Origin of the sequence: Amycolatopsis rhizosphaerae, assembly GCF_007713715.1 — a bacterium.
Taxonomy (GTDB): Bacteria; Actinomycetota; Actinomycetes; order Mycobacteriales; family Pseudonocardiaceae; genus Amycolatopsis_E; species Amycolatopsis_E rhizosphaerae.
Window position 1 is genome coordinate 1 of sequence record NZ_VJWX01000222.1, and the last position, 11328, is coordinate 11328.

At 71.6% G+C, this 11328-nt stretch carries 11 protein-coding genes; 9 read left to right on the plus strand and 2 right to left on the minus strand.

Features of this window, described 5'->3' with window-relative positions; translation table 11 throughout:
- Positions 1-860: MFS transporter (locus FNH05_RS21085; RefSeq protein WP_144590435.1), on the plus strand; the 860-nt coding region annotated here is incomplete at its 5' end.
- Between the two features lie 9 nt (positions 861-869).
- Here FNH05_RS21085 and FNH05_RS21090 read toward each other — a convergent pair.
- Positions 870-1253: a winged helix-turn-helix transcriptional regulator gene (locus FNH05_RS21090; protein WP_144590436.1), complete on the minus strand. Its 384-nt coding sequence runs from the start codon at positions 1251-1253 to the stop codon at positions 870-872.
- Positions 1254-1350: 97 nt separating this feature from the next.
- Here FNH05_RS21090 and FNH05_RS21095 point away from each other — a divergent pair, with 97 nt between their 5' ends.
- From FNH05_RS21095 to FNH05_RS21105, 3 genes are read left to right on the plus strand one after another with little or no spacing between them, the layout of a single operon-like run.
- Complete coding sequence (locus tag FNH05_RS21095) at positions 1351-2172, plus strand: NAD(P)H-binding protein (RefSeq protein WP_144590437.1); 822 nt, start codon at positions 1351-1353, stop codon at positions 2170-2172.
- Complete coding sequence (locus tag FNH05_RS21100) at positions 2169-2564, plus strand: pyridoxamine 5'-phosphate oxidase family protein (protein ID WP_144590438.1); 396 nt, start codon at positions 2169-2171, stop codon at positions 2562-2564. Before FNH05_RS21095 ends, FNH05_RS21100 begins: the two co-directional genes overlap by 4 nt.
- A gap of 34 nt (positions 2565-2598) precedes the next feature.
- Entirely contained in the window at positions 2599-3465 is an 867-nt protein-coding gene (locus FNH05_RS21105) for a haloalkane dehalogenase (protein WP_144590439.1), read from the plus strand.
- 36 nt (positions 3466-3501) lie between these two features.
- Here the strand turns inward: FNH05_RS21105 and FNH05_RS21110 are convergent, their stop codons facing one another.
- Positions 3502-4476, minus strand: a complete 975-nt coding sequence (locus tag FNH05_RS21110) for an NAD(P)H-quinone oxidoreductase (protein ID WP_144590440.1) — start codon at positions 4474-4476, stop codon at positions 3502-3504.
- Positions 4477-4815: 339 nt separating this feature from the next.
- On the opposite strand from FNH05_RS21110, the gene FNH05_RS21115 reads away from it, so the two are divergent.
- The 5 genes from FNH05_RS21115 to FNH05_RS21135 are packed head-to-tail and all read left to right on the plus strand — an operon-like array spanning position 4816 to position 11311.
- Positions 4816-5376: a YbaB/EbfC family nucleoid-associated protein gene (locus tag FNH05_RS21115; RefSeq protein WP_144590441.1), complete on the plus strand. Its 561-nt coding sequence runs from the start codon at positions 4816-4818 to the stop codon at positions 5374-5376.
- A 19-nt stretch (positions 5377-5395) separates the two neighbouring features.
- Positions 5396-5704, plus strand: a complete 309-nt coding sequence (locus FNH05_RS21120) for a type VII secretion target (protein WP_144590442.1) — start codon at positions 5396-5398, stop codon at positions 5702-5704.
- The gene (locus tag FNH05_RS21125) at positions 5704-9570 is read left to right on the plus strand and encodes a hypothetical protein (protein WP_246127867.1); all 3867 of its coding nucleotides are present in this window, start codon (positions 5704-5706) and stop codon (positions 9568-9570) included. The genes FNH05_RS21120 and FNH05_RS21125 overlap by 1 nt, the downstream gene beginning before the upstream one ends.
- A 13-nt stretch (positions 9571-9583) precedes the next feature.
- Positions 9584-10444, plus strand: coding sequence for an immunity 49 family protein (locus FNH05_RS21130; protein WP_186382660.1), 861 nt, complete (start codon positions 9584-9586; stop codon positions 10442-10444).
- Positions 10445-10456: 12 nt separating this feature from the next.
- The gene (locus tag FNH05_RS21135; protein WP_144590444.1) at positions 10457-11311 is read left to right on the plus strand and encodes a ferredoxin; all 855 of its coding nucleotides are present in this window, start codon (positions 10457-10459) and stop codon (positions 11309-11311) included.
- Positions 11312-11328 lie beyond the last annotated feature (17 nt).

Here is an 11328-nt window from a genome sequence, read left to right on the forward strand (position 1 = left end):
CGCCCGAAGGGCGGCGGGGACGCTACGGCTCCTTCTCGCAGATCGGGGTTCCGGCCGGGCTGATCCTGGCGCAACTGGTGTTCTTCGTGCTCAACGGCGCGCTCACCGAAGCCCAGTTCCGGTCCTGGGGCTGGCGGCTGCCGTTCCTGTTCAGCATCGTGCTGGTGGCCGTCGGCCTGGTGATCCGGCTGCGCGTCGAGGAAAGCCCCGTGTTCGAGCGGCTGCGCCGCGAGCGGGCTCGCAGCAGGCTGCCGATGATCGAGGTTCTCCGCGAGCGCCCGCGCGAGGTGCTCGTCGCCTCGGGCAGTTTCGTCGCCAACACCGCGATCGGGTACGTGTTTTTGGCCTACCTGCTGTCCTACGGCACTTCCGTGCTGAAGCTGAGCCGGGCGGTGATGCTCGTGGTGGTGATCGTGGGCAGCGTGACCTGGCTGGTCGCGATCATCGCCACCGCCGTCTGGTCGGACCGCGCCGGCCGCAAACCGGTGTACCTGGCGGGTTCGGTGCTGCTGGTGCTGTGGCCGGTGCCGTTCTTCCTGCTCGTCGACACGCGGCAGCCGTGGCTGCTGGTGGTCGCGGTGGTGGTGATCAACGTGGGGCTCGGCGCGACCTACGGCCCGCAGTCCGCGCTCTACGCCGAGTTGTTCGAACCGCGCCACCGCTACAGCGGTGCCTCGTTCTCCTACGCGGTGGGCGCGGTGCTGGGCGGCGGCTTCGCCCCGCTCATCGCCACCGCGCTGCAGAGCTCCACCGGATCTTCGTTGTCCGTGTCGTGGTACATGGTCGCGGTCGCGCTGGTCAGCCTCGGCGCGGTGCTCGCCTTCCCGGCCGCTTCGCCGTCGGCGCTCACCCGGGACTGATCGGCCGCGTCACCGGGCGTCGTAGTCCTGCCGGGCCTGCTCGACCTGCGGCAGGTTGGCGGCGGACCAGTCGGCGAGCGCCGCGAACAGCGGTGCGAGGCTGCGGCCCAGGTCGCTGATCTCGTACTCGACCCGCGGCGGCACCTCCGGGTAGTAGGTGCGCCGCACCAGCCCGTCGCGTTCGAGTTGCCGCAACCGCTGGGTCAGGACCTTGGGGCTGATCGAGGTGAGGCGCCGCTCCAGTTCCACGAACCGCTGGCGCCCGAATTCGTGGAGCGCCCACAGGATCGGCGTGGTCCAGCGGCTGAAGACGAGGTCGACGACCCCGGCGATCGGGCAGGCCTGCTCCGGATCCGCGCCGGTCGCGGGCCTGCGGGTTGTGTCGGTGGTCACATCCGGCCCCTTCGTCCATTACTTTCCTCTAGGTACCTACTATACCCAGACCGGTAGCTTCCTTCGAGACAGCGAACGCACTCGAAAGGAAGACGAAATGATCGTGGTGACCGGAGGAACCGGGCAGGTCGGCGGGCAGCTCGTGCGGGAACTCCTCGCGGCCGGAAAGCCGGTGACGGCGGTGTCGCGGCAGCCGGAGGCGCCGGGCCTGCCCGAGGGCGCCCGGCACCGCCAGGCGGATCTGTCCGATCCGGACGGTCTGCGGCCCGTGCTCGACGGTGCCGAAGCTCTTTTCCTGCTCGTCGCGGGGGATTCCCCGCAGGGCATCCTCGACGCCGCGAAGGCGGGCGGGGTGCGGCGGATCGTCCTGCTGTCCTCGCAGGGCGCGGGGACCCGTCCGGAAACCTACCGCCACGCCCGCGGGCACGAAGAGGCACTGATGTCGTCCTCTGTGGACTGGACGGTGCTGCGGCCGGGAGGCTTCGCCTCCAACACCTTCGCCTGGGCCGAGTCCGTGCGCACCCGGCGGATGGTCGAGGCGCCGTTCGGGGACGTCGCCCTCCCGGTGATCGACCCCGCGGACATCGCCGCCGTCGCCGCCGCGGTCCTGTGCGAACCGTCGCACAACGGACGTGTCTACGAGCTCACCGGGCCCGAAACGATCACGCCGCGCGAGCAGGTGCGGGTGCTCGCGCAGGCCCTGGGCGAACCGGTGGAGTTCGCCGAGCAGACCCGGGCCGAGGCGCGGGCACGCATGCTGCCCGTCATGCCCGAGGCCGTGGTGGAGGGCACGCTCGACATCCTGGGCGACCCGCTGCCCGCGGAAAGCCGGGTCAGCCCCGATGCCGAGGGTGTGCTCGGCCGCCCGCCGCGGACCTACGCGGACTGGGTGGCCCGCAACCTCGCGGCGTTCCGGTGACCCCGCGCGCGCCGCTTCCCGCCGCGGCGCGGGCGTTCCTGGCCGAGCCCCACCCGGCCACGCTGACCACCACCCGGGCCGACGGCTCCCTGCACGCGGTCGCGGTGCGGTTCACCTGGGACGAGGACACCGGACTCGCCCGCGTGCTGACCCGCGGTTCCAGCGGGAAGGTCCGCAACCTGGCCGCCGCGCCGGGACGGGCCGCACTGTGCCAGGCCGAGGGTTTCCGCTGGATCACCCTGGAGGGCCCGGCCACGGTCTCCGCCGGCCCCCGCCGCGTCGCCGAGGCGGCGCGGCGCTACGCCCTGCGCTACCTGGCCCTGCCTCCCGACCCGCCCGGCCGCGTCGTGATCGAAATCGCGGTCGGGCGGGTGATGCGCCTCAACTGCTGAAAGTACTTTCCCAACAGACAACCCAGGAGATGAAATGCCCACTGTGGACGTTCTCGGCTCGCCGATGTACTACCGCGAACTCGGCACCGGTGTCCCGCTGGTCTTCCTGCACGGCAACCCCACCTCGTCCCACCTGTGGCGGCACGTGCTGCCCGCCGTCGGCGATCGCGGGCGCAGGCTCGCGCCGGACCTGATCGGCATGGGGGAGTCCGGCAAACCGCGCCTGGACTACACCTTCGACGACCACGCCCGCTACCTGGACGGCTGGTTCGACGCCCTCGGTCTCGACCGCGTGGTCCTCGTCGGGCACGACTGGGGTGGGGCGCTCGCCTTCGACTGGGCCGCCCGCCACCCCGGCCGCGTCCTCGGCGTGGCCTTCACCGAAGCGATCGTGAAGTCCCTGTCGTGGGAGGAGTTCCCCGAGGGCGGCCGCGAGCTGTTCCGGGCGATCAAGACTCCCGGCGTGGGCGAGGAGCTGATGCTGGACCGGATGGCCTTCCTCGACGGGGGAATGGCGGGCTCCACCGCGCGCCGGGTGTCCGAAGAGGACATGGCGGCCTACCTCCGGCCCTATCCCACCAGGGAAAGCAGGATCCCGATGCTGCGGTGGGCGCGTTCGATGCCGCTCGGCGGGGAACCGGCGGACGTCGTGGCCAGGATCGACGCCTACGGCCGCTGGCTGGCGGCCAGCCCGGAGGTGCCCAAGCTGCTGCTCACCTTCCGGCCGGGTCCCGGCGCGATGTACGGCCCCGGTCTTCTCGACTGGTGTGCGAAGACCATCGCGGGACTGGAGATCGCCGAACACGATCTTCTCGCCGGTCACCACACGCCGGAAGACCACCCCGAGGCGATCGCCGGGACCCTCGCCGCCTGGCTGGACAAGCACGGCCTGCGCGGCTAGCGACTCCTCTCCACCGGCGCTGCCGGGGGGCAAGGATTACTCGGCCGTGAGCAGGATCTTGCCGAAGGCGCTGCCCTGCTCCATGACACGGTGTGCTTCGCCCGCCTCGGCCAGCGGCACGGTCCGGCCGACGACGGGTCGCACGGCGCCTTCGGCGACGAGCGGCCAGAGGTTTTCCCGGACCGCGGACACGATGCGCCCCTTCGCCTCGACCGGCTGGGGCCGCAGCGCCAGGGAGGTGATGGTGGCGTGCTTGCGCATCAGGCGGGCGATGTCGAGCTCGGCCGCGAGGCCGCCCTGGAAGCCGAGGATCACCAGGCGGCCGCCGGAGGCCAGCGCGTCCAGGTTGCGGTCCAAATAGGACGCTCCCATGTTGTCGAGGATCACATCCGCGCCGGCGGTCTCCTCCCGTAGCACCGCGGCGAAGTCCTGCTCGCGGTGGTTGACGAGGATGTCCGCCCCGAGCTGACGGCACTGTTCGAGCCGTTCCGCCGAGCCGGCGGTGACCGCCACCGTCGCGCCGAGTGCCTTGCCCACCTGGATCGCGTGGCTGCCGATGCCCCCGGCCCCGCCGTGCACGAGCAGTACCTCGCCCTCGCGGAGACCGGCGCGCAGGACGGCCGTGCACCAGACGGTGCAGGCGGCTTCGGGCAGGGCCGCGGCGGTGACCGGATCGATTCCGTCCGGCACCGGGAGCAGTTGCACCGCGGGGACCGCGACCCGCTCGGCGTAGCCGCCACCGGCGAGCAGCGCGCACACCTTGTCCCCGATCCGCCAGCCCTCGACGCCTTCGCCCAGTTCACTGATGGTGCCGGAACACTCGAGCCCCAGGATTTCGCTCGCCCCGGGCGGCGGCGGGTAGAGCCCCTGGCGCTGCAGCACGTCCGCCCGGTTCACCGTGGTGGCGGCGACGGTGACGATCACCTCGCCCGGGCCCGGCACGGGGTCGGGAACCTCGGTCCAGTCCAGCACCTCGGGGCCGCCGGACTCCCTGATCATGATGGCACGCATCGGTTTCTCCTCCAGCAATCGTTGTCCGCGGTCAGTCCACCAGTAACGCCCGCCGGGACCAAGGACGAACCGGCGTTCGCTGCGTTCACGAATCGTGATCGCGGGCCCGGCCGCCCGGTGGCCTTGTCCTGAGCGTCCATTGGGGACGGACGTCGCGGGGTCCCTCGCGTCACCGCGCCCTCGCCCGGCACCACGAGCAGGACTCCGGTGGATAATGCGGCGGAGGCACCGTTCGTGCCTCCGGGTCCGCTAGGGTGGCCTCCGGTGTCTTCACCGCACGACGGAACCGCGGACGGCCCGGATCCGTCAGTAGGGAGAATGCCGAGAGAAGGGGCCCGGATGCCGGACAGCATCGACGCCAGCGACGTGATGATCGACAACTGGACCAAGCGGCTCGAGGAGAACGCCGCGCGGTACCAGGCGCTGGCCGATCGCATGCAGGGCCAGTCGGTCACCGAGCGGTCGAAGGATGGTTCGGTCCAGGTGACCGTCGATTCGCGCGGTCTGCTGAAGAACCTGGTCATCACCGAAGCCGCCGCGGGCAAGCGGATGGCGGAGGTGTCGGCGCAGGTGATGCAGCTGGTGCAGCGCGCGCAGGCCCGGATCCCGGAGCTGCTGCAGCAGGCGATGGCCGAGACCACCGGCACCGGTGACCAGGCCGCGGCCGAGATCATCCGCGAAGCGCAGAGTACGTTCCCGGAGCCGCCGCCGGACCCGGAGCCCGCGTCACCGGAGCCGCCCGTCCGCCGGTTTCTGCCGGAGGACACGGAAGAGCAGCCACCCGCGGCGCCGCGCACCCCGCCGCCGCCACAGCCGCCACGGCCACCACAACCGCCCCGGCACCGGCGCCGGGCCGACAACGACGATGACGACTTCTTCGGCGGACCGATCCTGTCCTGAGGCATGAAAAGGGGGAACCGTGGCGGACTTGGAACTCAGCACCGACCTCACTGCGCACGCGCAGCAGCTCGACGCCATCGGTGACGGGCTGCAGCAGGCCGTCGACGCGGCGAACCAGGTCAGTATGCCCACCGACGCGTACGGCATCCTCTGCCAGCCGTTCCGGATGCTGCTCGACCCGGTCGAGCAGTACGGGATCGACGCGCTGCAGAAGGCCGTCGAGGCGATGACCGCCGTCTCCGGCAACGTCCGCGAGGCCGCGGCCGCCTACGACGAGTACGAGTCCGGCGTGGCCGACGGCCTGAACAAGACCGCGGGCGGTGCGTGATGGCGGAGGGGAACCCGCTGGTCGCGGAGGCGAAGAAGGACCCGAACGGGCCGGGGCCGCTGACGGCGGGCAACGGTGACTACGGCTGGGCGGGCGGTATCGGCCTCGCCGAGACGTCGATGGACGCGTTCAACGGGATCAAGGACGGGGACTGGGTTTCCGGCGGGCTGGGCATGCTCAGCCTGGCCGGTGAGATCGCCGGGGCCGCGATCGACCCGTTCGGGTACCTGATGTCGTCGGTGGCGTCGTTCCTCATGGAGCACGTGCAGCCGCTGAAGGACATGCTCGACTCCCTCGCGGGGAACCCGCCGGTGATCCAGTCCTACGCCGACACCTGGGGCAACATCTCGAAGGCGTTGGGCGAGCGCAAGACCGACTTCGACAATGCGGTCAAGAACGGCACCACCGGCTGGACCGGTGAGGGCGCCGACGCGTACCGGAAGTCCGCCGCCGAGCACAGCGACGCGCTCAGCGGCGCGGCGACGGTGGCCGGCGCGATCGGCACGGTCACGATGCTCATGGGCCAGGTCGTCTCGTTCGTCCGGCAGACTGTGCGGCAGCTGATCGCCGACCTCGTGGGCAAGCTGATCTCCTGGGTGATGGAGGAGGTCTTCTCGCTCGGCTTCGGCACGCCGGTCGTCGTGGCGCAGGCGTCGGCCGCGATCGCCAAGTGGGGCAAGAAGATCGGGGACCTGCTCAAGAAGCTGACCGACACCATCCGCAAGGTGTCGCCGCTGCTGAGCAAGCTGGTGGACATCTTCGAGAAGATCGCGAAGGTCTTCGGCAAGGTGCTGGGCAAGGTCAGCGGCCTGCACGGGCTGAAGGTCAAGGAAGGCGGCTTCGTCCACCGGATCCCCAAGGAGGGCGGCGGCGTCCACGCCCGGCCCCACGGCGGTTCGGACGGCGAAGGTTCGCACGGCGGCGAAGGGGACGGTTCGCACAGCGGCGACGGTGAAGGTTCGCACGGTGGCGAAGGGGACAGCGCCTCCGGCGGGGACGGGTCGCCTCCGCGCACCGGCAACGGCGATTCGCCGTCGGCACGCAGCGGTGACGGTTCGCCGTCCGGGGACGGGCCCTCGGCGATTCGCTCGGACAACAGCGGTACGCCCCGCACTCGCTCCGGGGACACCGGTTCGGCACCGACCCATGGCGGGGATAGCGCTTCCTCGCATGCGGGGGATTCGGGTTCTTCGCCGACTCGCTCGCCGTCGCACGCTGGTGACGGCGGTTCGGCCGCGACTCATGGTCGCGATGGCGCTTCCTCGCATGCTGGGGATTCGGGTTCTTCGCCGACGCACTCGCCGTCGCACGCCGGTGATTCGGGCCCTGCACCGACTCGCGGTGGCGATGGCGCTTCCTCGCACGCGGGGGATTCGGGTTCTTCGCCGACTCGCTCGCCGTCGCACGCCGGTGACGGCGGTTCGGCACCGACCCATGGCGGGGATAGCGCTTCCTCGCATGCAGGGGACTCGGGTTCTTCCCCGACCCGCTCGCCTTCCCACGCCGACAACCCGGGCCCCGCGCCGGCTCATGCCGAAGACCACACCCCCTCGCACAGGGGTGACAGTGCGCCGTCCCGCACCGCGGACACCAATCCGTCATCCCCCAGGGCGGGCGACGGCAGCCCGGCACCCACGCATTCCGGCTCGCCGAGCCACGCCGCCGGGGACGGGCCCGCGCACTCGGGCGCGCCCGGCTCGCATGCCGGTGCCGATGCGCCGGGTTCGCGCGCCGGGGCCGACACCCCGAGCAGCGCCGCGCCGCCGCAGACCGACGGCACCACCTCCAGCGGCACCGCGCCGACCGCCCCCAGCGCCGGGGACCCGGGCACCCAGTTCCCTTCGCCGCGCGGCGGGGACGGCGCCGCCGCAGCCGGTATCCCGCCGCAGGGCGGCGGCCCGATGCCGGGCGGCGGCATGCCGCCCGGTGGCGCACCCGGTGGCGCACCCGGCGGCGGTTCGCCGCGTGCGGGGGGCGGCCCCGGCTGGACCGGAACTCCGGGCAGTCCGGGCGCGCGCACGCCGGACCTCGGCGCGCCCGGCCGTCCTCGCCCGGGCGGCGACCTGCCCGAAGGGCGGCCGCGCCCGGGCGGGGACACCCCGCGTCAGCGCGTGCCGGAGACGCCCGCCCCGGCGGCCCGCGGTTTCGGCCCGGGCACGCACGGCCCGGACACCCGCCCCGGTGGTCACGGTCCGGGCAGCCGCCCCGGCGGTCCGCACGGTCCCGAGGGCGGCCCCCACGGCCACGAGCCGCACGAGAACGGCCCCGGGCACCACGACACCGACGGCGCCGGGCACCATGGCGACTCCGAGCCGCTGACCCCGGACGAGGTCAACGCGCGGCATTCCGAAAGGACACCGTCGGGCAGCTCGTACCACGCGGGCGACCCGGAGATGGGGGACCTGCCGCATCGCGTGCAGCCCGACCCGCACGGCCGCTACACCGTCGACGTGCACGTCACGCCGGACGGCCACGCCCGGATCGGTGACCGGCTCTACACGCCGGAAGAGTTCGCGGACATCCTGCGCCGCAACGGCGACTACGACGGCCGCCCGATCCGGCTGATCGGCTGCGACGCGGGCTCCAACGACTTCGCACACCGGCTCTCGCGCGAGCTCGACACCGAGGTGCTGGCGCCGTCGAAGCCGGCGTGGACCGATGCGCACGGCCGCGTCTTCTCGTCGGACTACGAGATCGGCCCGGACGGCCGGATGCGGCCCCGGATCCCGCCGGACGGCGAATGGACCACCCACCACCCGGACGGTTCGGTCCACCACGCGGGCTCCGACGGTTTCGCCCCGGAGTCCCACCACGGCGATCCGCACGACGTCGATGCCGACAGCGCGCACCACCGCGGCGAGCGCTACATCGACGACGAACCGGTCGCCATCGAGCACCCGGACCGGGAGCCGAGGGCGCCGATGAAGGAGAAGATCAACGACGACGCCTACCGGGAGAAGTACTACGACGGGCCGAACAAGAACGGCGAGTACTCCCGCAAGAACGCCGACCAGACCGACGCCGTCGACGACCGCCTCCCGAAGATCAAGGAAGACAAGACCAAGCCGGAGGGCGACCGGTTCGAACCGAAGTCCGACGACTTCGAAGAGGCGACCTACCACAAGCACAACGAGGTCGAGCATGCCGCGACCCCGCATCAGAAGGACGAAGCCCAGGCCCTGATCGACCGTCGGCACGAAGCGAACCAGCGCGCGCGGGAGGCCGAGGCGGACTACCAGGACGCCAAGAAGAGCGGCACCGTCGACGAGGAGATCGAGCGCGAGCGCTCCGAGGCGCACCGCGACCGGACCGACCTCGGCGAAGAACTCGGCGAGCACGCCGCGCGGGACGCGATCGCGGACAAGTTCCCGCCGCCGGACCACCAGATCAAGGAACTGCCCGATCCGGATATCCACGGCGACAACACCCGGCTCGGCGACAAGCCGGGCTCGGGCCGGTTCGACCAGATCTACGAGGTCACCGGCCCGGACGGGAAGCCCAGGATCGTGGTCGTCGAGGCGAAGGGGCCGAACGCCGGGCTCGGCACCCGGCAGGGGCCGACCGGCGATCCCCTCCGCTACGAGCAGGGCCATCCGAAATACGTCGACAGCATCATCGACAACATGCGGCGCAATGGCACCGAGGCCGAGCAGAATCTCGCCGAAGACCTCGCCAGGGCGAAACGAAAAGGGAATCTCGACTATTACGTGGCCAAGGCCCGGGTGCGCGACGAAGTCGAGCTGGACGGGGCGGGACACCCGGTCCCGGACCCCGACAACCCCGGCCAGTACAAGAAACGCCCCGTGTACGGTGGTTACAACCTGAAGCATTTCGACCTTTCGGCCCGGCCGCCGAAGAATCGTTAGGAGTGACGAAAGCGTGCGCACTGTTGCCCGGCACGACTTCGACGCACCGAATGCCGAACGCGCGGTGAAACGGCTCAGCGCGCGCCGGCACGAGGCACGTGAGGACATCGAAACGGACGTGCTCGGTCCCGGTTTCGCCCTGGAACGCTCGTACAACGAGTTCGCCAGCCGGTGCGGCGCCGACCCGCGGGCGGCGGACAGCGAGACCTGGCTGGCGTTCGCCCGGGCCCTGCAGGGCGGCGGCGCGCTGTTTTTGACCGCGACCCGGCGCGAGGGCGAGGAGGTCGAGTTCCGCTACGGCGAAGACGTGATCCGGCGGCCGGCGACCGGGCCGACGCAGGACAGCGACGCGATGAACTGGCTCAAGACGGTGTACCTGGCCATCGTGGCGCGGGACCGGGCGCGGCTCGAACTGCTGGCCGCCGTCCCGGTCGACCTGCTGCGCGAGTCGGGCCCGCAGTACGACGAGTTCGTCTTCGACTGGGTGCGGGCGCTGCAGGGCCACGTCCGGGGCGAGGGCGACCTGATCGAGACCGTGCTGGCGGCCATGCGCGGCACCGAGCCGGAGGCGCTGCGGGGTTCCACCCCGGAAGCCGTGCTGCAGCTCTACTTCCCGCCGATCGAGCTGTTCTACCTCTACACCCAGCGGGAGGACGGCAAGTTCGCCGACGCGCTCTTCACCGCGCTGGAGCTGCACAAGCAGTACTGGACGGCCGATCCCGAACGCCCGAGGGACACCACGAGCATCGTCGCGCTGGCCCCGCTCGCCATGGCCTGCCTCGCCCGCGACGCCGGGATGGCGTTCGACGTCGAGTCGGACTACCTGCCCCACCACCTGCTCGTGGGGACCCGCGTCGGCGAGATCACCATCTGAGCCGGAGGGAACATGAGTCAGCCACCGGGGCCGTTGCGGCCGGAGCAGCAGCGGGAGCTTGTCGCGCAGGTCGGGGCGGTGGTGACGTCGCAGGTGCCGCCGGGGTGGCGGCAGTTGCGGGTCGAGTACCGGGCCGCCGGGCGGCATGTCGAGGCTGATCTGTTGGTGACCGGTCCGGATGGGGTGCCCCGGGGGGTGCGGCCGCATCCGGAGGCGGTGCGGTTGCTGGGTGTGTTGCGGTCGGGCATGTATCAGCCCGGGCGGGGCACCTGGCTGGGTGCGGTTTTGGTGTTCGAGCCCACGCGGCCCCCTGTGGTCGAGTTCGTGCGGCCCGATCTGGAGCCGCCGTTTCGGCAGTCGCCGCCGCCAGTGGGCTTCCAGGACGAGTTGCGGTTCTTCCCGCGGGCCGAGGAGCACATTCCGGTGTGGCTGCTTGAGCGTGCCGGTCTGGCCCCCGCGCCCGTGCCGACGACTGACGGCGAGGTGCGGACTCCGCGTATCTGGGATGGTCTCGACGCGTCTGGCAAGCCGCTCATCCGCCGTGAGCCGCTTGTGCCCGGCGAGGTCGAGCGTGTGCTGGCGTATCTTGATGCGGCGCCGGTGATCCTGGCGTCGCGTAGCAGGGGGCCGGATGCGTTCGCCCCGGACCGTGAGGACGCGGTGCCGATGAACTTCCGTACCGACGGCTCCTGGGCCTGGCCCGGGGCGGTCGCGTACTACCTGCGTGAGCACGGGGTTGCGCCGGATCCGGACCTGCTTGCCCACATCCGGTCCCGCCGTTTCACCGCACCCGCCGACGTCCCCGAGTCCACCAGGGACCTCGCCCTCGCCGCCATCACCGGCGAACAACCCCAAACCAGCGAGTAACCCCCTCACGGCAATCC

Excerpts from the sequence above, each read along its gene's own strand:
- FNH05_RS21095 (WP_144590437.1), top strand. The coding sequence starts at position 1,351 with ATGATCGTGGTGACCGGAGGAACCGGGCAGGTCGGCGGGCAGCTCGTG.
- FNH05_RS21105 (WP_144590439.1), top strand. The coding sequence starts at position 2,599 with ATGCCCACTGTGGACGTTCTCGGCTCGCCGATGTACTACCGCGAACTC.
- FNH05_RS21110 (WP_144590440.1), bottom strand. The coding sequence starts at position 4,476 with ATGCGTGCCATCATGATCAGGGAGTCCGGCGGCCCCGAGGTGCTGGAC.
- FNH05_RS21115 (WP_144590441.1), top strand. The coding sequence starts at position 4,816 with ATGCCGGACAGCATCGACGCCAGCGACGTGATGATCGACAACTGGACC.
- FNH05_RS21125 (WP_246127867.1), top strand. The coding sequence starts at position 5,704 with ATGGCGGAGGGGAACCCGCTGGTCGCGGAGGCGAAGAAGGACCCGAAC.
- FNH05_RS21135 (WP_144590444.1), top strand. The coding sequence starts at position 10,457 with ATGAGTCAGCCACCGGGGCCGTTGCGGCCGGAGCAGCAGCGGGAGCTT.